The organism is Vibrio sp. 10N.261.51.C6 (assembly GCF_041471785.1).
Lineage (GTDB): Bacteria > Pseudomonadota > Gammaproteobacteria > Enterobacterales > Vibrionaceae > Vibrio > Vibrio crassostreae_C.
This window is the reverse complement of record NZ_JBFRPB010000022.1, coordinates 1-22,740: the sequence shown is the minus strand read 5'-3', so window position 1 is coordinate 22,740 and position 22,740 is coordinate 1. Positions and strand designations below refer to the sequence as shown.

Here is a 22,740-nt window from a genome sequence, read left to right as displayed (position 1 = left end):
ACTCTATATTGAGAAAGTAAGCAATTACTCTTCATCAGGGAACCACTGCTGAAGAAGATCACGTGAACGCTCCAACTCATTTTGCCAAGTATTCACACCCACGATCGTTGGCTTAAGCAAGATCACGAGCTCAGTTTTTTGCGTTAACTGATTGGTATTACGGAACAAATGACCTAAGGCTGGAATATCACCGAGGAATGGAACTTTAGAGGTCACATCACTGGTGTTGGATTTCATCAAACCACCAATAACAACCACATCGCCATCTCGAGCTCGAATCACTGAGTCAGACTCACGAATAGAGCTTTTCGCCAAAGGAAGCTGCACCACACCCGTTGTAGAACCAAGGTTGAGCTCTTTCACTTCTTCCTCGACCTCAATAACGGCTGGGTGAACATGTAAGAATACGCTACCTTTATCATCTATCTGAGGGGTCACATCTAAGGAGATACCCGAAAAGAACGGAGTTAACTCAACCTCAGGTGCGACGTTCGCGTTGTCACCACTGCCTACCGCGCTAGATAAATCCGTCACGTAGTATTCGTCAGTACCCACTTTGATAACCGCTTTCTGGTTGTTTGCAGCTGTGACTCGTGGGCTTGATAGAACGTTCAGGTCACCTTGAGTATCCATAAAGCTCAATACCGCTTCAAAACTGCCATCTGAGATCGTTACGTTGGTTTGCCCGCCTAACAAAGAGCTGATCGCATCTAATGGAGGCAAAGTTCCACCAGGTCGATCAATTACCACACCGCCGCTGCCAATCGACTTAGATAAATTAGACCAGCTAATACCTTGTTGGTAACCATCACTCAAGGTTACTTCCATGATTTTGGCTTCTAGGATAACTTGACGCTGCAGGCGTTTTTGAGAAATACCTAAGAACTCTCGAACCTCACGAATTTCGTCAGGGTAAGCACGCACTGTAATCACACTCGCTTGCGGGGTCACGACAACGCTTTGCCCATCGCCCGAGCCAATTAAGTGAGCAACCGCCGCTTCAAGCTGTGGCCAAAAATCACTTTCAGAGGTCGTTTCAATCTCTGTACCACCATTCGATGTCGAGTTTGATGAATTAGAAGAGTTAGATGAATTTGACGAGTTTGAGTTCGAGTTTGAAGAGCTCGATGAATTCGAATCTGAGTTAGATATCGTGCCGGTGGTGATCGTCGTTAGTGAGCGACCAGAACGCTTAACTTGTAAGTAATCGACAGGGATCGTTACGGTGCGAAGACCGGCAGGATAAACTTGAATCACTTTGCCACGCTTTTCAATATCGTAGCCATACATATCTTGAGCAACAGCCAGTACCTCATCTAACGTCACGTCCGTTAGATTAAGCGTAAGGTTTCCAGACACACTTGGGTGAATAGCCGCACTATATTCCGTACCTTTCACTAAGCTGGCAAAAAAAGTTCTCGCTTCAACGCCTTTTGCCTGAATACGAAAACGCTTAACCGTTTCCATCCCCGGAGACATCGAGTCAGAATTAAGCTGAGGCATAAGGTCATCTTGAACCGACGAAGGCAGCTCATGAAGCGCTCTGCTATTGGCTTCATTAATTGATTCGTTTAAAGACTCTTTAATCTCAACAGGATCTCTATGCCCCATCGAACAGCCGACTAAAGATGACACTAGGATTGCTACTACAAGTTTACGCATGTCTTCACTCTAACCTTAATTATTCTTAACATCTAAAGAGAACATCTCTAATTTCCACTGCTTAGAGCTTCTCTGCAGAGTGACGTATTCTGGATCTATGTTCTTAACTCGGTACCCTCTGATCGTTTCCCCTTGTCCGAGAATCTGACCATTCATAATCGCATAGCAAGGCGTATCTCCCTTACACACGATGCTTTCTAAAGAAGGCAAGCGATAACGAGTTGGTGCTTTCTTAGCAGGCGCCGTTTTCTGTTGAGGTGAAAGCCAGCCTAATGGCGCCGTGGGATCTTGCTCAGCCCACACAAAAGAGCTACTAAATAGCAAGGACAACAAAAGAGTTCTAACCACCGATAAACTCCTGTCTAGTACCTAATGTGTAAACCTCGAACACCAGTCGAGCTTTAGGATATTCTTCTACTGAGTATTCAAATGTGCGCCAGTAGTAACTCACAGGTAGAGACTCAAGTGCTTGAAGGTAAGCTGAGATATCAAAGTAACTGCCGGTTAGCTCCATTCTTACAGGGTGAAGAAAGTAGCCTGAATATTCGCTGGTCTCTTTATTGTTCGAAATCGCTTCTGGTTTTAATGACTCTAGCGATTCAAGCTTTAGTCCATTACCGGCGTTAAGAACGCTCTCCAGTAACTGCGACATTTGAGAAGGTGTGATTAATCCATCAACAATCTGAGAAAGCTGAAGAGAGAGATCTTGGCTCTCCACCAGCAGCTTTTTGTACTCTCGATTAATTTCTTTGTCTGGGTCTTTGTTTAACTGAGCTTGCAGAACAAGTAACTCACCTTGCTGCCTTTGATTCGATTGAGTCAGGCTGCTCGCCTTGGCATTTTTAGCTTGTAGATCGAGATACGCAGGCTCAACCAATAAGGTGAACAACAACATCGATAGGCCAACAAAACCACACACAAAAAGTAGCCATTTTTCTCTTTGACTTAATGCAAGAAACTTATCGCTCAGCTGGTTCCACTGCTGCATTATTTACTCTCCCTGCGAGTACTTAGCTCAAACGTCACCACATCCTGATCATTGCGACCAATTTTTAGTTTTTCAAAAGTGCGTCCGACTAAATTAAGCTCACTTTTAAACTGACCAATCCAGTTCGGAACGACATTTGCGTTACGAGCCAAGCCACTAAGATCTAAAGTATCGTGGGTCATGTAGATGTGCGAAAGAGAAATGTCATTTCGGCCTAATTTAGCTAAGGAATTCATGACGCCAGAATACCCGACTTGTTGGGATTCGTCGTATTGTCCAACAGCCTTCAAAGCCTCTTTTTTAGCCTCAGTCTCACGTTTGAGACGCGCAACCGCCGCGACTTTCTCTGGAGACGGTTTATGCTGAGTTAACTTACTATTCAATTGGTTAACTTGCTTGTTAAGTTGATTCGAGTCTTGTTGCAGGGCTGTTAGCTCTTTATCTAGATTAGAAACTTGATACTGCATTGCGAAGTAACCACCAAGCATCAAAACACAAATTACTCCCCAGCTCGCAACAACATTGGTCAGCGTAAAATATTCTTTTTTAGGCTTAAGGTGTTCAGGGTAAAGATTGACCTTAAACGTCTCTTTTTCAGCTGCAAGTTTAAGCAACAAACTCTCTGAATTATCACGCTCACCTTCAACCAACAGTGAAACTGTCGAGCTCAATGTACTGTTTAAGGCACTTTGTAACTCTGCTTCATCTTCTTCGTCACAACAGATTTTAAGCTGGTGAAGCTGGGTGCCTTTAATTTGAGAAGAAAGGTAATCAATCGAGCGTTGAAGCTCTAAAGCGAGGCCATCTAACTGCAGAGCACTTGACGCAACACCCGTTAAAGGTGGCACAACACTGCGGATGGTTCTTTGAAAACAAACGGTATTTTCGACAAACGCACCCAATTTAAAGTGTGAATTGACGCTACGTTGTAAAAGAATGAAATTAGACAGTTCGCCTGCACTGTAACCCCAGATTTCATCTTCAGGAGCAACACCTATTAATTCAACCTGAGCCGAATTAGTGATATTCAAAAGCTTGTCCAACAGCTTTTTAGGCAGGACATATACTTGCAGCTTGTTCGACGTTGGTAACGCGACCGCACTCGCAGTAATTTCCGTGACTCTTTCTGAAACAAGATCTTTGAGTAAAAAAGGCAGTGCTACCGACCATTCACTCTCTGGAATGTCCGGTTTATCAATTTGGTAGGTTTGGTAGTAGTTAGCACAGACAATCAGTTGGACGCTATTACTGGTAAACGCCTCACTGCTAAGCGATTTTTTTAGCGCACTCTCCCAGTCCCCATTAACCACGGGAATGCTGGCTACTTGAGGATCTTGTTCTGTCGATGAAATATAAATGGCGTCATTGCCCAGCAAGACAACTTGCGAGCTACCTTTATTATTCGTTGGCTTTATTTTGTCTAAAATCGCTTTAAAATTCATTCTTAACTACTACTCTTACGCCATCGATTTCTTCGTCCAACTTTGACAACAGATTCCGCTTTCGCGGCTTTTTCTGCTTGATTAGGCAAAGGGATAATTTGTTGTTCTTCGTCGAAATATCTCCCTTGATAGCCGTTAATGCCTAACTCTATCAAGGTATTCTTTTCTTGTTTTGTCTCGACTCCAACGGCAATAACTTGAGTTGGAGAATCACCACACGCCCCAATTAAGCTTCGAACAAACAGTTGGTTCTCATGCCTTTGATCGATTTTCTTTATTAGGCTTCGATGAAGCTTAATATAACTAACCTTCAAATCCTTTATATAGTGAGTGCTAACAATGGTTCGCCCAGCTTGGCCAACCACAACTTTACACCCTAAACCTCGCAACATCTTTGCCACCGGTCTCATATAATCAAGATGAGCAATCAAGTGCCCTTCTGGAAACTCAAACGCAAGCTGAGAGCGGTGTTGAGCAGAGAGCTGTAACAACTCACTCCTAAACCACTTAAAGTGCTGTTTATTAGCAAACGGGGTAACATTCAGATTCACTGAATAGTTGATAGGTTGAGTTGATTCTTTCAACGATTTCAACACAACCTTTAGAACCGATTGGTCCATTTGAGCTTGATAACCCACTTGCTCTACCGCAGGCATAAATCGAGACGATTTCAATAAACCTTTGTCAGGATCCTGAATTCTAGTAAATATTTCTCTATGCAATTCATTAACTTGACCAGATTCCGGCATAAGATAACACCGCTGAGCAAAGATTACTAAATTTTCAGGAAGCAGCGCTTTATCAAGTAATGTTCTCCAACGAACACTGCCTCTATCAAGCTCATTCTTATTCTCTTTCGGGTAACGGCTCCAGTTATTAATACGCTCTAACTGAGCACTCTTTAGTGCCGTTTCCGTTTCATCCATGATCTGGCTATGACGCTCACCTTCGGTATACATGGTCACACCAATATGACACCAGTTATCCGACTCTAAAGGCTCTGGCGGAGTTAGCTTATCTAACTGCCTTAAACACTGAGCAGCCAAGGTCGCAATATCTTTTGCGCCCTGATGAGGGATAAATACAGCAAAGTCCGCTTCGTAATAGCGAGAAAAAATGACATCGGGATAGCGTTGAACGATATTCGACAGTACTTCACCGACTTCAATAATAAAGCCGTCTGTGGTTTGCTTATCGTTAGCATCACTAACTTGCTCCCATTCGTCGATACGTATCAGTAACACACCGCCTCGAGCACCACTTTCATGCAGTGCCGATTCCAGCTTATTATCGAATAAAACTCGGTTTGCCGTTCCCGTGAGTTTATCTAGGAAAGTATGGGTACGAATAAAGGTATCAAAGCGACTTCGTTCTTGACGAGCATCTTGTAGCTCTTCAATCAATACATCTAAGGCTTCGCTTGCGGTATAAGGCCACTCTCGCTCATCTCCCTTTGCATGAGCTTCAACCTGACCGGCCAAGATCATTCTTCCTCGCTCTTCCAAGATTTCAGAACCCATGAGTTGTTCTTTCAACCAACGAACACCGCGAGCAAGACAGAACAGAACCAATGCAACAGCCAAAGTAATTGACCACATCGCTTCCATTGAGTAGTTGTAGCCAATATAAGGAGGAAGTGCTTTAAATTCGATTCGGTAGCCTTGATTACGCTCTAAAATGAAGCTTTTCTCATAAAGACGATTGGGATCAATTTGTGGGGAGGTATCTTTGAAACGATAAACGATGCCGGTCTTGTTCGAGAGTTTCATCTCAACAATATTGCTCGCCTGCAACATCTTAGGCATCCAACGCTGCATTGAATACGCGGCGTCAGGGTCTTCCATCTCTTTATCTACAACGTCGACAATGCCAACCAAATAATGGTCTAAATATTCCTGTCCAATACGCTTAAAGGAAAGTGTGCCACCAATAAAAAGAATGAACATCGCGCTGATCACTATCACGGTGACAAATGCGACCAATCGAGTGCTCAATTTTAGTGTCGGGGTATATCTCATGAATAACGAAATCCTTTTCAACTCACATTATACCGTATTGCTACTTATACTATAAATTGACGTTGTAAATAAAGCGTTAAGAATTGTAGGTAACAAAAAGCCGCGATGAACGCGGCTTTTTCCAATTTAATACTGTCTTTATAATATATTAAAAACAGGGATTAAAATGGGATGTCATCATCAAAATCCATTGGCGGCTCATTATATTGAGGTTGAGCCTGCTGAGGAGCTTGTTGAGGTGCTTTTGGCTGCTGTTGAGCGGGAGCACTGTATTGTTGTTGCTGTTGTTGTGGCTGCTGTGGCTGACCCCAACCACCTTGCTGTTGGTTGTTACCCATGCCACCTTGAGCAGGAGCACCACCTTGAGCACGGCCGCCAAGCATTTGCATTACACCATTGAAGCCTTGAACAACCACTTCAGTTGTGTAGCGATCTTGACCGCTTTGATCTTGCCATTTACGAGTTTGAAGTTGACCTTCAATGTAAACTTGAGAACCTTTACGTAGGTACTCACCAGCAACTTCCGCAAGCTTGCCAAACAGAGCAACACGGTGCCATTCTGTTTTTTCACGCTGCTCGCCAGTTGCTTTATCACGCCATGACTCTGACGTTGCAATGGTAATGTTCGCTACTGCGCCGCCATTTGGCATGTAACGAATTTCAGGGTCATTACCTAGGTTACCCACTAATATAACTTTGTTAACTCCACGGCTAGCCATGATTTGCTCCGTCTAAATTCATAGTCTCAGAAAATTTTAGCGCACAAGAATAGCATGCTTTTCTACAGTGATAAATCGCATTCCTATTCTCTCCTCACTACAAAGAATAAAAACGTAACAAATCATGATATTCAGAGCGATGTTGCTTTTTTCTCCACTTACAAACCACTCATTTACTTTGATAATTGATATTCAACGCAAGTCACTATCAAGGCGCTAGAGAAGCTAAAGCCTGCATGACAACGTGGAATCTAATCCCACTCAAACAGGACGTTTCAATGAGAAAATCAAGATACGCTCGCACTTTACACTTTCTGTGCATCGACCCAAACGATACCTATCTACATGTAAAAGAGATAGAAAAGCATTTATCTATTGTTCTCTACAAAATGACACCCGACGAATTAATGCTAGTTGATAGAAAGCAGAGTAACCGGATCTTGCTCGTCGATTACAGAGAGGTACCACAACTACTGATTATTTGTCCTAACCTGACTGTTATGTGGAAAAATCACGAAATCATTTTATTCAATGTCCCCCAGCAACTTCCAACCTCAGAGCTTCTTACCTATGGGGTACTAAAAGGACTCTTTTACAACACTGAACAAAAGGACAAGATTGCTCGTGGTCTTCAAGAAGTCATTGATGGCGATAACTGGCTGCCAAGGAAGGTAACCAATCAACTGTTGTTTTATTATCGCAATATGGTCAATACCAACACCACACCAACCAATGTTGATTTAACCATTCGTGAGATCCAGGTGATTCGCTGTCTTCAATCCGGGTCTTCAAACACACAAATCGCCGATGACTTGTTTATTAGTGAGTTCACGGTTAAATCTCACCTCTATCAAATATTCCGTAAGCTTGCGGTAAAAAATAGAGTTCAAGCGATAGCATGGGCAAACCAGAACCTGCTTGCATAATCGACCCACCTCTTAGTCTGACGATAATTTTGAGGGAAGCTCTAGTAAATCATGGCTATTGTTGCTGAATTTTCGACATAACTTATGCTAGAGTTGCCCTCAGAAATATCAACCACTCAGGTTGAATCAATAATTATTATAGATAAAGGGTCTTATCATGATCAAAAAGTGCCTTTTCCCGGCAGCTGGCTACGGTACACGTTTTTTACCTGCAACCAAGTCAATGCCTAAAGAAATGATGCCTGTAGTAAACAAACCTCTGATTGAATACGGTGTAGAGGAAGCTATCGAAGCTGGTATGGATGGAATGTGCATCGTTACTGGACGTGGTAAGCACTCGATCATGGATCACTTTGATAAAAACTACGAGCTTGAGCACCAGATTAGCGGCACCAATAAAGAAGACCTATTGGTTAATATCCGTGAAACGATTGAAGCGGCAAACTTCACCTACATTCGTCAACGTGAGATGAAAGGCCTTGGCCATGCTATTTTAACGGGTCGCGAACTTGTAGGCGATGAACCGTTCGCAGTAGTACTTGCTGATGACCTTTGTGTGAACGAGCAACAAGGCGTGCTAGCTCAGATGGTTGCGCTATACAAACAGTTCCGCTGTTCTATTGTTGCTGTACAAGAAGTTCCAGAAGAAGAGACTCACAAGTACGGTGTTATCTCTGGCGAAATGATCAAAGATGACCTTTTCCGAGTTGATGACATGGTAGAGAAGCCAGAGCAAGGTACAGCACCAAGCAACCTAGCGATCATTGGTCGTTATATTCTGACTCCAGATATCTTTGAATTAATCGAGCAGACAGAACCAGGTAAAGGCGGCGAAATCCAGATCACTGATGCATTGCTAAAACAGGCAAAAGCAGGCTGTGTATTGGCTTACAAATTTAAAGGCCAACGTTTTGACTGTGGTAGTGTTGAAGGCTATATCGAAGCAACAAACTACTGCTTCGAAAACCTATACAAGAAAGACCAGCAGCAAATCGAGCTAGGTAAACACTCGACCAAGAAAGAAGCATAACGACTGGTTAATCACTAACGTTACTGATTTTAGAAAGGGCGACTCTTTGAGTCGCCCTTTTTGTTTACTGTTTTTTTATCCAGTAAAACTTTGCACAAATCTCACTCTATGTAATACTTTAGCCACTTAAAATTACATGGTCTATTGAGATGGATAAAATAGAAATTAGAGGCGCTCGTACGCATAACCTCAAAGACGTCAACCTAACCATTCCACGTGACAAACTGACTGTCATCACCGGATTATCGGGTTCAGGAAAGTCGTCACTTGCGTTTGACACACTCTACGCAGAAGGTCAGCGTCGTTATGTTGAATCTCTGTCTGCTTACGCTCGTCAATTTCTATCTCTTATGGAAAAGCCTGATGTCGACCATATTGAAGGTCTGTCTCCAGCTATCTCAATAGAACAAAAATCGACTTCACATAACCCTCGCTCAACCGTCGGTACCATTACCGAAGTCTATGATTACCTCAGATTATTGTATGCGCGAGTAGGCGAACCTCGCTGTCCAGACCACAACATCCCTCTAGCAGCACAAACCATCAGTCAAATGGTCGACAAGGTATTAGAACTGCCTGAAGGCTCAAAGATGATGTTAATGGCACCGATCGTCAAAGAGCGTAAAGGTGAGCATGTTAAAACACTGGAAAACTTAGCGGCACAAGGCTTTATCCGTGCGCGCATTGATGGTGAAACCTGTGATCTATCCGATCCACCAGCACTTGAACTTCATAAGAAGCACACCATTGAAGTTGTGGTAGACAGATTCAAGGTTCGTCCTGATCTTCAACAGCGTTTAGCCGAGTCATTCGAGACCACATTAGAGCTCTCTGGCGGTATCGCTGTCGTCGGCTGGATGGACGAAACGGATCAAGAAGAGATCGTATTCTCTGCTAACTTCGCTTGTCCTAAATGTGGTTACAGCATGCAAGAGCTTGAGCCTCGCCTGTTCTCATTTAATAACCCGGCAGGAGCATGTGGTACGTGTGATGGTCTTGGTGTTCAACAGTATTTTGATCCAAGCCGAGTGATTTTAGATGAGAACCTAAGCATTGCTGAAGGTGCGATAAAAGGTTGGGATCAAAAGAACTACTACTATTTCCAAATGCTAACGTCGCTGTCAGAACATTATGGTTTTGATCTGTATGCGCCATTTAATTCTCTACCGAAAAAGACTCAAGAGATCATTCTAAAAGGATCAGGTCGTACTGAAGTGGAATTCAAGTACATCAATGACCGAGGTGATATTCGGGTTAAGCGTCATCCATTTGAGGGCATTTTAAATACCTTGGAGCGCCGTTACCGTGATACTGAATCGAGCGCAGTGCGTGAAGATCTTGCTAAATACATCTCAACCAAATCGTGCTCTAGCTGTGATGGCACTCGCCTGAGATTAGAAGCTCGTAATGTTTTCATTGGTGATACAACACTTCCGGAAATCGTTGAACTTAGCATTGCTGACGCACTACAATTTTTCCAAGAATTGAAGCTAGACGGTCAGCGTGGGCAGATCGCAGATAAAGTGATGAAAGAGATCAATGATCGTCTGCATTTCTTAGTCAACGTTGGTTTGAACTACCTTAACCTATCACGCAGTGCTGAAACGCTGTCTGGTGGTGAGGCGCAACGTATTCGTTTGGCGAGCCAAATCGGTGCCGGTTTAGTTGGCGTTATGTATGTACTTGATGAGCCATCAATTGGTCTCCACCAGCGCGATAATGAACGTCTATTGCAAACCTTAATTCACCTGAGAGACTTAGGTAATACGGTACTTGTTGTGGAACATGACGAAGATGCAATTCGTTGTGCTGACCATGTTATCGATATCGGTCCAGGAGCAGGGGTGCACGGTGGTCACGTGGTGGCAGAAGGTACCATGCAAGACATCATCGAAAACCCGAACTCTTTGACAGGCCAATACCTGAGCGGTGCTAAAGAAATTGCAGTGCCTGAAAAGAGAACGCCTATCGACAAGAAAAAGGTCGTCGAGATCGTTGGCGCAACGGGGAACAACCTAAAGAATGTGACCGCGACAATTCCTGTTGGCTTGTTCAGTTGTATTACGGGCGTATCAGGTTCGGGTAAATCAACGCTTATCAACGATACCTTCTTTAAAGTCGCCCACACTCAATTAAACGGTGCCACGACTGCAGTTCCAGCAAAGCACAAAAAGATTAAAGGGTTAGAACATTTTGATAAGGTAATCGACATAGATCAAAGCCCTATCGGTCGTACACCAAGATCAAACCCTGCGACCTACACAGGGATTTTCACCCCTATTCGTGAACTATTCGCGGGCACTCAGGAATCACGTTCTCGTGGTTACAAGCCAGGTCGATTCAGCTTTAACGTTCGTGGTGGTCGTTGTGAGGCTTGTCAGGGAGACGGCGTAATCAAGGTAGAGATGCACTTCTTACCCGATGTGTATGTGCCTTGTGATGTGTGTAAAGGTAAGCGTTATAACCGTGAAACTCTAGAAGTTCGATACAAAGGAAAAACCATAGACGAAGTTCTAGAGATGACAGTGGAAGATGCTAGAGAATACTTCAACCCTGTGCCTGTTATCGCTCGTAAGCTGCAAACATTGATGGATGTTGGCCTTTCCTACATTCGCCTCGGACAAGCGGCAACAACCTTATCTGGTGGTGAAGCTCAGCGTGTTAAATTAGCGCGTGAACTGTCTAAACGAGACACGGGAAAAACCTTATACATTCTCGATGAGCCAACAACAGGCCTTCATTTCCACGATATCCAGCAGCTACTGACGGTATTACATAGACTGCGTGATCACGGTAATACAGTTGTCGTGATTGAGCACAACCTAGATGTCGTTAAAACAGCAGACTGGATCCTAGATCTTGGCCCAGAAGGTGGGCAAGGTGGTGGTGAGATTGTTGCAGAGGGTACACCTGAAGATGTGGCGTTAGTCGAAGGTTCACACACTGCTCGCTTCCTTAAGCCTATGTTAAATTTGAAGTAGGTGTAAAATAGCGCCCTGCGGGCAGACAGAAAAATGTTAAAGTAACAGAGCTTGTTTCAGAAGGAACAAGCTCTGTTTTTATAAGGTTAGGGATTTATGGCAACAATACACACTAGCGGTACTCAGCTAGAAAATCAGGTCACTCAGCTACCACTCAACAAAGCATTTCTGGCTTCTTTAGCTGTTGTATTCTTGTTAGCTATGCATTTTTTCATGCCGAATCCTGGTGGTTCGGGCCTTGCTCTATCCTTTAACCCTACCACTTGGCTAGCGCTAAGCTTCACGCTAGCGATTGGCTTTTACCAACTCGCGACCAATCGAGTACTCAAGTATTCCAAATTAACAATTGGCTTGTTGATTAGCTGCATCATACTCACGCTACCCATTTTATACAGCAATGCTGCACCTCAAGGAGCGTCAGGACGCTTGCTTGGATTGTGGGCGGGCTTTGCCTTATTTGTGGTGCTGCAGCAATTTAAGTTCAGCAATAAACACAAGCAACGTATGTTGTGGTTCATTGTACTTGCTGTTGTTATACAAGCACTATTTGGCTATGTGCAATATTTCTTATTAGAACCTGGCAACCTATTTGGCTACAACACTGCTGCAAACCGACCATATGGGATATTTCAACAACCGAATGTAATGGCAAGCTTTCTTGCTACTGGTTTTGTGCTGTCCGCTTACCTTTTAGCAAGGCAGCCGGCTAAATATAACCATAAGATCAGCGAATCATTCCTACTGTATTTAACTCCAACCTTAACCGTGCCCTTGCTGATCATCATTGCATCACGTACCGGATGGTTGGCCGCTGTCATTGGGTTTATCTGCATTCTGCCCTATCTATACAAGTTCTCGACCAAGAAACGCTTCTACGGATGGTGCGCATCAGTGCTCGTCGGTGTCGTCGTCGCTTTTTCGGTGATCAGCCTAAGTGCGACTGATAACCTCGCTAGCAAGAAAGCGAACCTAGAAAGCCCGCGCGCTTATACGTTCCCGCAAGCTTTAGATATGATGATCGAAAAGCCATTTACAGGTTATGGTTACGGGAAATTTGAGTCTGAATACACGCTATATACAGCTCGCCAACATCAACTCAACTCGAACTATCATCCAGGTCTTCCTTCAATGGATCACCCGCACAATGAGTTCCTGTTTTGGGGAGTTGAAGGGGGGATTGTACCAATCATCGGAATCTTGATTGCTGCAATATTGGTGATGTCACGCATAACAAGTTCAGCAAAGGGAACACGTCTAGCCCTGCTCGCGTTATTTATCCCAATCCTTTTGCACTCTCAACTTGAGTATCCTTTTTACCACTCGGCGATTCACTGGATAACATTCATTATATTGATTTACTGGGTAGATCAGCGCTCTTCCCGACATTATCAACAGTCGTTCAGTATCATCAGCAAGACCCTATTTAGAGTGTTGAGCTTAGTGCTCCCTATTTTGGTCAGTTTTTATATGTTGAGCGCCCTGCACACCAACTATGTACTGACTAAGTTTGAACTGTCTAAGCCGAAAAATCCGGACATTCTTAAGCAGGTAACGAACCCAGTGGTGTGGAAAGATCGCTACGATTGGGATATATACAGCACTTACCTTAATATCGGCCTCTACAAAGCCGACCCGAGCCTTATACAGCCTTACATCGATTGGTCACTGGAGATCATTAAGAGTAAACCAAGACCGGCTTTCTACAGCAATCTGATTCTGGCGTATCAAGGCCTAGGAGAAGAAAGTAAAGCAGAGCAAATTCGTAGCGAAGCGAACTTTTTATTCCCTAACAGAGACTTTTCAAAGGTTCAGTATAAGAAAGTGTCACAAGCAGAAGATAACGTTTCGTCTGCAGAATAATGTTAAGAATTCGCAACGCAAGCTTCACTTAGTAGGCAGTAGGAGCTTGGGGTAGATACAAAAAAGCGCACGATCTCTCGTGCGCTTTCTTTTGAACTTTTTAGGCTAGTTACTTTAAGACATCTCTCAATGCTTTTAAGCACAGCGCGACATTCTCTTTACGAGCACCATAGCCCATTAGGCCGATACGCCATGCCTTACCAGCCAAAGAGCCAAGCCCAGCACCGATTTCAAGATTATATTCTTCTAAAAGCTGCGTTCTGATCTTAGCCTCATCAATTCCTTCTGGGAAATAAAGTGCATTAAGCTGCGGCAGGCGGCTCTCTTCATCAACCACAAACTTTAACCCTAGAGCTTCTACGCCTTCTTTAAGCTCTTGGTGCATCGCATGATGACGAGACCACGCATTATCTAAGCCTTCATTTTTCAACAAAACCAGCGACTCATGCAGAGCATAAAGGCTGTTCACGGGTGCGGTATGGTGGTAGCTACGCTTACCTTCTCCACTCCAGTAACCTAATACTAAACTTTGATCCAAAAACCAGCTTTGCACTGGTGCTTTACGGGCTTTCATTTTATCAACCGCACGCTGAGAGAAAGTCACTGGAGATAGCCCTGGCACACAAGACAGACACTTTTGGCTGCCAGAATAAACCGCATCAAGCTGCCACTCATCAACCAGCAATGGCACACCACCTAATGATGTCACTGCATCAACAATCGTTAACGCATCAAACTGACGAGCGACAGCAGAGATAGCTTGAGCATCAGATAACGCTCCGGTTGATGTCTCTGCATGCACAAATGCAACAGCAACGGCATCGGGGTTTTCTGCCAATGCTTGTTCTACCTTTTCAACTGAAACGGGCTTGCCCCATTCGTCATCAACAAGGATGGCTTCGCCACCACAACGCACCACGTTTTCTCGCATACGCTCACCGAAGACACCGTTACGACAAACAATCACCTTTTCACCAGGCTCAATCAAGTTAACAAAACAGGTCTCCATACCCGCACTGCCCGGTGCAGAAACGGCAATCGTAAATTCGTTTTCAGTCTGAAAAGCGTATTTAAGAAGCTGTTTAAGCTCGTCCATCATCGCAATAAACAGCGGATCTAAGTGACCTATGGTTGGACGGCTCAAAGCCTGTAACACTTGAGGTGAGATATCTGAAGGACCAGGTCCCATTAACGTTCGGTGTGGTGGATAAAAGCTATCGATAGCAGTAGTGAGTGGTAAATTAGACATGTACATCCCTTACGTTAATGTTGTGAACAATCCACCCTAAAGCAAATTGATTACCTCAGCAATTAGCCATAAGTATTGAGGTCAAACCACTGTCACATAATTGTTAAAATTATTTTTCAATTATCTCAAGTTACGGATTGACATTGTTACCACAAAAACGTTCAATGAAACGGCTATCTAGCAGAAGAGGAGCACTGCCCAGGCAGATGTTTTGTGGAACCGCATTTCCAATACAAAACATTTATGGGGAGCAGTGCCGAGATAATAAAAGGATGCAGGACCTTTATTATCGGTTGAGCGGGCTGAATCCCGTCAACTGTCGCCATTTCTATATGGTGAAGAGCTTCTGAGGTTACTATTCTAATAATTCCTCTCTTTTTGCTCTAAAACTCTCTTCGAAAAACATCGGACGTTGGATTACCCAACCGTAATTTTATTTTAGGAAGTCGTGGGAGATATATCGTGAGTGCATCTAATGTAGCTGGTTCTTTTAATGTCGCTAAGTTTGGTGGAACAAGTGTTGCCAACTTTGAAGCAATGAGCCGTTGTGCTGCCATTATTGAAAACAACTCAAACACGAAACTGGTCGTGAGTAGTGCATGCTCTGGTGTCACTAACTTGCTGGTTGAACTAGCACATGGTGTTCAAGACAAAGCTCGTCGTCAGGAACTAATGGCGCAATTAGCGGACATTCACAACGCAATTCTTGACCAACTCGCAGATCCAATCAGCATCGAAAAAGAAGTCCACAGCATTCTTGATGACATTGCGAGCGCTGCAGAGGCCGCATCATTCCAAACAAGTACTAAACTGACGGATCACCTTGTCGCATGTGGCGAGTTGATGTCGACACACATCTTGGCTCAGATCATCTCTGAACGAGGCACTCCTGCTGTTCGCTTTGATATCAGAGATGTGATGCGTACTAATGATGATTTTGGTAAAGCCGAACCTCAACTAGAAGATATTGCCGCTCTAGCGCAACAGAAACTTATTCCACTTTGCCAACAACAAGTTGTCGTTACACAAGGTTTTATCGGTGCTGATAGCGAAGGCAACACCACGACTTTAGGCCGCGGTGGCAGTGATTACTCAGCAGCATTGATTGCCGAATCTGTAAAGGCGATTGGTCTAGAAATCTGGACGGATGTTCCGGGTATTTACACCACTGACCCTCGTATTGCACCTAAAGCTTCTCCTATCCCAGAGATAAGCTTTAGTGAAGCATCGGAAATGGCAAACTTTGGTGCGAAGATCTTGCATCCATCGACTCTAGTACCTGCATTACGCCACCAAATCCCGGTATTTGTCGGCTCTTCTAAAGCACCAGAGCTCGGTGGTACTTGGATTCGCCAACAGGTGGAAAGCTCTCCACTATTCAGAGCCCTCGCCCTTCGCTGCAACCAAACCATGGTTACGCTGCGTAGCGCTAATATGTTCCATGCTTACGGCTTTCTTGCGAAAGTGTTCGAGATCCTTGCTAAACATAAGATCTCTGTCGATCTGATTACTACCTCTGAGATCAGTGTTTCACTCACCCTAGATCAAACTGATACATCTGGTGGTGCCCCTGAGTTACCTGAAGCCGCTCGCATTGAGCTTGAGGAGCTGTGTTCTGTAGATATTGAACACGACCTATGCCTTGTTGCTCTTATTGGTAACAACATGAGTGAAAGCAAAGGCTATGCAAAGCAGGTCTTCGGCACTCTTGAAGACTTCAACCTACGCATGATTTGTTACGGTGCAAGCCCACACAACCTGTGCTTCTTACTAAATGAATCTGTTTCTAAGTTGGCGATTCAAAAACTGCACCAAGAATTATTTGAATAGAAAGTCCGTTTATCATCGACAGATAAATAACTAAATCACAGGTACAAAAAGGGTTGCTATTCAGCAACCCTTTCTCTTTTTACTTTACGAATCAAATCTCTTCATAGGTTCAAACTAGTTAATGTTTGGACCTAACCACTTCTCGGCTTCTAACATATCCCAACCTTTGCGGTCAGCATAGCTATCCACTTGATCCTGTTGAATCTGTGCAATAGCAAAGTATCGGGCATCAGGATGTGAGAAGTACATACCAGATACCGAAGCACCAGGCCACATCGCGTAGCTTGTCGTTAATGACATGTCGATTGCCTTTTCAACATCCATCAGCTCCCACAACGTACCTTTCTCTGTATGCTCTGGGCAAGCAGGGTAACCTGGAGCTGGACGAATACCTTGGTATTTCTCTCGAATCAAATCGTCGTTAGACAAATTCTCATCTGGCGAGTAACCCCAAATATCCTTTCTCACTTCTTTATGCAGATATTCCGCGAACGCCTCAGCCAATCGGTCAGCAACCGCCTGAATCATAATCGCGTTGTAGTCATCGCCTTTCGCTTTATATTCATCAGCCAGCTCTCGCTCACCAATACCACCCGTCACCGCAAAGCCACCAATCCAGTCCGCTTTACCGCTTTCTTTTGGCGCAATGTAATCTGACAGGCAATAGTTAAAACCTTTTGGTTTCTCTGTTTGTTGACGAAGATTGTGTAGAACTTTTAGAACTTCGGTACGAGATTCATCGGTATACACCTCAATATCATCACCAACACTGTTCGCTGGGAACATGGCACACATGCCACGCGCTTCAAGTAATTTCTCTTTCTCTACGCGATCCAGTAAATCATTAGCATCTTTGAATAAACGTTTTGCCTCTTCACCCACTTCCTCATGATCAAGGATTGCAGGGTATTTACCAACCAATGACCATGTCATAAAGAATGGAGTCCAATCGATATACTGACGCAAAGTTGCCACATCAAAATCATTGAAGATATGAACTCCCGGCTTAGCGGGTGCCGGTGGCGTATACGCATCCCAATCGATAGCAACTTTATTGGCACGAGCTCTTTCAAGCGTGACAGGCTTGGTACGAGGCTTCTTACGATTGTGCTGATCTCGAACGCGATCGTAATCGATATCCAGCTTCTCAACGAAAGCGGGTTTCAATTCATCAGAAAGTAGTGAAGTACAAACACCCACTGCACGCGAGGCATTATTTACGTATACAACAGGTTCTGAATAATTCTGCTCAATCTTAACTGCTGTGTGAGCTTTAGATGTGGTTGCGCCGCCAATCAGAAGAGGCAGCTTGAAACCCTGTCTCTCCATTTCTTTAGCAACATGTACCATTTCATCAAGAGACGGTGTAATCAGCCCAGACAGGCCAATAATGTCGACATTCTCTTCTTTCGCTACCTTGAGAATCTTCTCGCAAGAAACCATCACACCTAAGTCGATAATTTCGTAGTTATTACACTGTAAAACCACACCAACGATATTTTTACCGATATCGTGAACGTCACCTTTAACGGTCGCTAACAAAATCTTACCGTTAGTTGCGCCCACTTCTTTGGATGCATTAATGAATGGTTCTAAATGGGCAACCGCCTGTTTCATCACACGCGCAGACTTTACAACCTGTGGTAAGAACATCTTACCTTCACCAAACAGGTCACCAACAACGTTCATTCCGTCCATTAGAGGACCTTCAATCACTTCAATAGGACGAGAGGCATTAACACGAGCTTCTTCGGTATCTTCAACAATAAAGTCGGTGATACCTTTTACCAAAGAGTGCTCCAAACGCTTCTCTACAGGCCAAGTTCGCCACTCTAATGCAGATTTATCTTCAACCTTACCAACAGCACGCTCTAGGTATTCGGTCGCCATATCCAGCAATCTTTCAGTCGAATCATCACGACGGTTTAGTACGACATCTTCAACAGCATCACGCAGATCTTCTGGAACATTATCGTAAATTTCCAACTGACCAGCGTTTACAATGCCCATATCCATACCGTTTTTAAAACAGTGATATAGGAATACCGCGTGAATAGCCTCACGGACGTAGTTATTACCACGGAATGAGAATGAAACATTCGACACACCGCCAGAGATCATCGCATGCGGGAGATCGCGTTTGATGTCTCCTACTGCTTCAATGAAATCAACCGCATAGTTATTATGCTCATCGATACCAGTAGCCACTGCGAAAATATTCGGGTCAAAAATAATATCTTCTGGTGGGAAACCGACTTCATCAACAAGAATGTTGTAGGCATTGGTACAGATTTCGACTTTACGCTCTCGAGTATCAGCCTGCCCGACTTCATCAAACGCCATCACGATGACAGCAGCACCATAACGACGAACTAATTTGGCTTGCTCAACAAACTTCTCTTTGCCTTCTTTTAGAGAGATTGAGTTAACGATGCCTTTGCCTTGAATACACTTTAGGCCAGCTTCGATAACTTCCCACTTAGAAGAATCGACCATAACAGGTACTTTCGAGATTTCAGGTTCTGAAGCACATAGATTCAGGAATTTAACCATACACGCCTCGGCGTCTAGCATCCCTTCATCCATGTTGATATCGATAATTTGAGCACCATTCTCGACTTGCTCTCGAGCTACACTCAAGGCTTCGTCGTAGAGCTCTTCTTTGATAAGGCGCTTAAAGCGTGCAGAGCCGGTAACATTGGTCCGCTCACCTACATTCACGAACAAAGATTCTTTAGCTATCGTCAGTGGCTCTAGTCCCGAAAGACGACAAGAAACTGGTAAGTCTGGCAATTGACGCGGCGTTACACCTTCAACGGCCTCAGCCATTTGACGGATATGCTCTGGAGTAGTACCACAACACCCACCAATTAGGTTCAAGAAGCCACTTTCAGCCCACTCTTTAACATGTTCAGCCATATCCTCAGGAGAAAGGTCATACTCGCCAAATGCATTAGGCAAACCCGCATTAGGGTGAGCAGAAACATTGCACTCTGAGATACGAGACATCTCACCGACATACTCACGCAGTTCATCAGGGCCCAATGCACAGTTCAATCCAAATGAGATTGGTTTTACATGACGAAGGGCGTTGTAGAATGCTTCTGTCGTCTGTCCTGAAAGGGTACGACCTGATGCGTCAGTGATGGTACCGGAAATCATCACTGGAAGAGCAATACCCACCTCTTCAAAAACAGATTCAACGGCAAAGGCACACGCTTTCGCGTTTAACGTATCAAAGATAGTTTCAATAAGAATTAAATCTGAACCGCCCTTAATGAGCGCGCGAGTCGATTCAGAATAGGCTTCAACCAGTTCGTCAAAGCTAACATTACGGTAACCTGGATCGTTTACATCAGGCGAGATAGAACAAGTTCGGTTGGTTGGACCTAATACACCCGCGACGAAGCGAGGTTTATCTGGGGTCTTTGCAGTCCATTCATCAGCTGCTTCACGAGCAAGCTTGGCAGCAGCAAAGTTAATCTCTTCACTAAGGCTTTCCATATCATAGTCGGCCATAGCGATGGTTGTAGCGTTAAAGGTATTGGTTTCGAGGATGTCAGCCCCAGCTTCCAAATACTCCATATGGATATCTTTGATAAGCTTAGGCTGTGTAAGAACTAAAAGGTCATTGTTGCCCTTCAAGTCACTGTGCCAATCAGCAAAGCGTTCACCACGATAGTCTTGTTCTTCCAATTTATAATCCTGAATCATGGTGCCCATGCCACCATCAATCAGTAAAATTCGTTGCTTCAACAGAGCGTCAATCTTTTGCCTTACATTACTTCCCACGGTACAACCTCATTCCTTTAATTATCCCTCCATCCTATCACACATTAAAAAGGAGTCTAGACGTCTAAAAAAGGAAATTGATTACTGAGTCATGACAAAAAAATGTTTGCTATTTGAGCATGAGACAACGAAAATTCATATTCATACTTTGTTACATGTTGGAATCCCAATGTCGGTCTATTACACCTTATGCTTCTTGTCCGCTGCAGCCATGCTTATTGCTTTCGTGAATACAAAAATTGGTAAAATGCAGACAACCATCGCCATCACAGCTGGCTCAATGATGTTATCTCTATTGATTATCATTGCGGGACAAAATAATTGGTTCCAATTGGCAGACATTGCCTCAGAGACCGTTGCCAGTATCAATTTTGAAGATTTCCTTCTAAAAGGGATATTAGGATTCTTACTATTTGCAGGCGGTTTGGGAATCAAATTACCAAACCTAAAAGACCAGAAATGGGAAATAACAGTACTCGCGTTAGGTGCTACGCTGTTTTCAACATTCTTTATCGGTTTTGTGCTGTACGGGTTTTGCCAGTTCATCGGTATTCAATTTGATCTGATTTACTGCCTACTCTTTGGCTCGCTAATCTCTCCAACCGATCCCATCGCCGTGCTAGCAATAGTAAAGAAACTCGAAGCTCCCAGAAGAATCTCTACTCAAATCGAGGGAGAATCTCTATTCAACGATGGTTTTGGCTTAGTTATCTTCGTAACCCTATTTACTATCGCATTCGGCACAGAAGCGCCAACCGTCGGTAGTGTGACCATGCTATTCGTTCAAGAGGCGATTGGCGGCATTGTCTATGGTTTTGTTTTAGGTCTTGTATTCCACTACCTAATCAGCAATACCGATGACCACTCGATGGAGTTGCTATTAACCATCGGCATCCCAACTGCTGGTTATGCGTTTGCTGAAGTTCTACATGTATCAGGCCCATTAGCGATGGTGGTATCAGGTATCATGATTGGTAACTGGACTCGCTTTATCGGATTCTCGAAAGAGAGTGAAGATCACCTAGATCATTTCTGGGAGTTGATAGATGAATTCTTAAACGGCGTATTATTCCTACTAATTGGTATGTCGATGCTGTTATTCAAATTCCACCAAGAAGACTGGATCTTAATGGCGTTCGCAGTCCCTCTAGTATTGAGTGCACGTTACTTGAGTGTTTTCTTGTCTTACATCGGATTTAAACGCTTTAGAACTTACAACCCGTGGTCGATTAAGATTCTAACTTGGGGTGGCTTACGCGGTGGCTTAGCATTAGCCATGGCACTTTCGATCCCTTCAGGTATCTGGGTAATTGAAGACAAAGCAATAGATGTAAAAGAGATAATCCTTGTCATGACATACGCCGTTGTTGTGTTCTCTATTCTAGTTCAAGGCTCAACAATCACTCCTATGATAGAGAAAGCAAAACAAGCAGAGAAAGAGCTAGATTAACACCTAGATATATCAACCAAAGCCGCCTACTTTAGGTGGCCTTTTTTATACCCAATGAAAGTCAAACTCACCAATTCCCATACTGGAGCTATCGCTGAAAGATATGCGTGGAACATAGAGCTCATATCGATATTTGATACCGCTAATATTTGAGTAGTCGAAAGCCTTGTTGTGGGTATCCAGAACTCTTTAAGTAGCTTAAGTCATACAGAGAACTCGTTCTTGTGCGCACTCGCTAGTCTACCCAATAACCCACTCTCAAGTTATATAAGCTTCAATCGAAAGGCTTCACCTTTCACCTGGAAACAAAAATAACGGGACTCAACGTCTCGCTAGAATAGCGTTAGTTATTAACAGGACTACGGAGCTAGATGAGTGGTGAACAGAAAGCTTTAGCTTTGAACTAAGTCATTAAATACAGCAAGGCTGCACTAAATCAGTGTTCGATAGAGATAGCTAAAGGAACACATGGTACTTCAAGTGATACTTGTAAAAATGACAGGAATAAAAAGCGCTAGCATTTCTGCCGAGACGTGCAGACTAGAGTCTTAAATATGGCAAGGCTGGAATGAGTAGGCACTCCGGAGATTCGAGCACGCAGGTGAGCTAGGAGCGCCTAGTTATCCCAACATTACTTCGTAGAAGCAGCAGATACAAAAAAGCCCCAGTATTTCTGCTGAGGCTTAGTATATGGAAAGGTTGGAGGTTTAGACTCCCAACACGCGCTGTTTTGGTAAGTAGGAGAATCCGCGGCTTTGCTAATGGCGTATATTATACCAATCCGGAAAATTAA

At 43.9% G+C, this 22,740-nt stretch carries 14 protein-coding genes and 1 riboswitch; of the genes, 6 read left to right on the top strand and 8 right to left on the bottom strand.

The features are described from left to right. Positions 1-24 precede the first annotated feature (24 nt). From mshL to AB4375_RS06360, 6 genes are all read right to left on the bottom strand, one after another. The gene (gene mshL / locus AB4375_RS06385) at positions 25-1,662 is read right to left on the bottom strand and encodes a pilus (MSHA type) biogenesis protein MshL (RefSeq protein WP_017065932.1); all 1,638 of its coding nucleotides are present in this window, start codon (positions 1,660-1,662) and stop codon (positions 25-27) included. Positions 1,663-1,677: 15 nt separating this feature from the next. Further along, positions 1,678-2,010, bottom strand: coding sequence for a hypothetical protein (locus tag AB4375_RS06380; RefSeq protein ID WP_017061346.1), 333 nt, complete (start codon positions 2,008-2,010; stop codon positions 1,678-1,680). Next, complete coding sequence (gene pilO, locus AB4375_RS06375) at positions 2,003-2,650, bottom strand: type 4a pilus biogenesis protein PilO (protein ID WP_017061345.1); 648 nt, start codon at positions 2,648-2,650, stop codon at positions 2,003-2,005. Before pilO ends, AB4375_RS06380 begins: the two co-directional genes overlap by 8 nt. Further along, complete coding sequence (locus tag AB4375_RS06370; RefSeq protein ID WP_017061344.1) at positions 2,650-4,092, bottom strand: MSHA biogenesis protein MshI; 1,443 nt, start codon at positions 4,090-4,092, stop codon at positions 2,650-2,652. The genes pilO and AB4375_RS06370 overlap by 1 nt, the downstream gene beginning before the upstream one ends. A gap of 2 nt (positions 4,093-4,094) precedes the next feature. Further along, a complete protein-coding gene (gene csrD, locus AB4375_RS06365; protein WP_017068722.1) occupies positions 4,095-6,110 on the bottom strand; it encodes an RNase E specificity factor CsrD in 2,016 nt (671 codons plus the stop codon). A 161-nt stretch (positions 6,111-6,271) separates the two neighbouring features. Next, on the bottom strand, positions 6,272-6,829 hold the full coding sequence (locus tag AB4375_RS06360) for a single-stranded DNA-binding protein (RefSeq protein WP_017061342.1): 558 nt from the start codon (positions 6,827-6,829) through the stop codon (positions 6,272-6,274). A gap of 278 nt (positions 6,830-7,107) precedes the next feature. Here AB4375_RS06360 and AB4375_RS06355 point away from each other — a divergent pair, with 278 nt between their 5' ends. The 4 genes from AB4375_RS06355 (at position 7,108) to AB4375_RS06340 (ending at position 13,626) form a co-directional block, all read left to right on the top strand. Further along, on the top strand, positions 7,108-7,755 hold the full coding sequence (locus tag AB4375_RS06355; protein ID WP_029235590.1) for a LuxR C-terminal-related transcriptional regulator: 648 nt from the start codon (positions 7,108-7,110) through the stop codon (positions 7,753-7,755). Between the two features lie 157 nt (positions 7,756-7,912). Next, positions 7,913-8,785, top strand: a complete 873-nt coding sequence (galU, locus tag AB4375_RS06350) for a UTP--glucose-1-phosphate uridylyltransferase GalU (RefSeq protein ID WP_017061340.1) — start codon at positions 7,913-7,915, stop codon at positions 8,783-8,785. A gap of 149 nt (positions 8,786-8,934) precedes the next feature. After that, complete coding sequence (gene uvrA, locus AB4375_RS06345) at positions 8,935-11,766, top strand: excinuclease ABC subunit UvrA (protein WP_017061339.1); 2,832 nt, start codon at positions 8,935-8,937, stop codon at positions 11,764-11,766. Between the two features lie 96 nt (positions 11,767-11,862). Continuing rightward, entirely contained in the window at positions 11,863-13,626 is a 1,764-nt protein-coding gene (locus AB4375_RS06340) for a PglL family O-oligosaccharyltransferase (RefSeq protein WP_372051210.1), read from the top strand. A 109-nt stretch (positions 13,627-13,735) separates the two neighbouring features. Here the strand turns inward: AB4375_RS06340 and AB4375_RS06335 are convergent, their stop codons facing one another. Further along, positions 13,736-14,875 (bottom strand): alanine--glyoxylate aminotransferase family protein, encoded by a 1,140-nt coding sequence (locus AB4375_RS06335; protein WP_372051209.1) that lies wholly within the window; start codon positions 14,873-14,875, stop codon positions 13,736-13,738. Positions 14,876-15,051: 176 nt separating this feature from the next. After that, positions 15,052-15,229: riboswitch (Lysine riboswitch) on the top strand. A 108-nt stretch (positions 15,230-15,337) separates the two neighbouring features. Here AB4375_RS06335 and lysC point away from each other — a divergent pair. Further along, the gene (lysC, locus tag AB4375_RS06330; RefSeq protein WP_372051208.1) at positions 15,338-16,705 is read left to right on the top strand and encodes a lysine-sensitive aspartokinase 3; all 1,368 of its coding nucleotides are present in this window, start codon (positions 15,338-15,340) and stop codon (positions 16,703-16,705) included. A 114-nt stretch (positions 16,706-16,819) separates the two neighbouring features. Here the strand turns inward: lysC and metH are convergent, their stop codons facing one another. After that, on the bottom strand, positions 16,820-20,497 hold the full coding sequence (gene metH, locus AB4375_RS06325) for a methionine synthase (RefSeq protein ID WP_017068719.1): 3,678 nt from the start codon (positions 20,495-20,497) through the stop codon (positions 16,820-16,822). A 169-nt stretch (positions 20,498-20,666) separates the two neighbouring features. On the opposite strand from metH, the gene AB4375_RS06320 reads away from it, so the two are divergent. Further along, positions 20,667-21,947: a cation:proton antiporter gene (locus tag AB4375_RS06320; protein WP_372051207.1), complete on the top strand. Its 1,281-nt coding sequence runs from the start codon at positions 20,667-20,669 to the stop codon at positions 21,945-21,947. Positions 21,948-22,740 lie beyond the last annotated feature (793 nt).

Excerpts from the sequence above, each read along its gene's own strand:
- mshL (WP_017065932.1), bottom strand. The coding sequence starts at position 1,662 with ATGCGTAAACTTGTAGTAGCAATCCTAGTGTCATCTTTAGTCGGCTGT.
- pilO (WP_017061345.1), bottom strand. The coding sequence starts at position 2,650 with ATGCAGCAGTGGAACCAGCTGAGCGATAAGTTTCTTGCATTAAGTCAA.
- AB4375_RS06370 (WP_017061344.1), bottom strand. The coding sequence starts at position 4,092 with ATGAATTTTAAAGCGATTTTAGACAAAATAAAGCCAACGAATAATAAA.
- csrD (WP_017068722.1), bottom strand. The coding sequence starts at position 6,110 with ATGAGATATACCCCGACACTAAAATTGAGCACTCGATTGGTCGCATTT.
- AB4375_RS06360 (WP_017061342.1), bottom strand. The coding sequence starts at position 6,829 with ATGGCTAGCCGTGGAGTTAACAAAGTTATATTAGTGGGTAACCTAGGT.
- AB4375_RS06355 (WP_029235590.1), top strand. The coding sequence starts at position 7,108 with ATGAGAAAATCAAGATACGCTCGCACTTTACACTTTCTGTGCATCGAC.
- galU (WP_017061340.1), top strand. The coding sequence starts at position 7,913 with ATGATCAAAAAGTGCCTTTTCCCGGCAGCTGGCTACGGTACACGTTTT.
- uvrA (WP_017061339.1), top strand. The coding sequence starts at position 8,935 with ATGGATAAAATAGAAATTAGAGGCGCTCGTACGCATAACCTCAAAGAC.
- AB4375_RS06340 (WP_372051210.1), top strand. The coding sequence starts at position 11,863 with ATGGCAACAATACACACTAGCGGTACTCAGCTAGAAAATCAGGTCACT.
- AB4375_RS06335 (WP_372051209.1), bottom strand. The coding sequence starts at position 14,875 with ATGTCTAATTTACCACTCACTACTGCTATCGATAGCTTTTATCCACCA.
- AB4375_RS06320 (WP_372051207.1), top strand. The coding sequence starts at position 20,667 with ATGTCGGTCTATTACACCTTATGCTTCTTGTCCGCTGCAGCCATGCTT.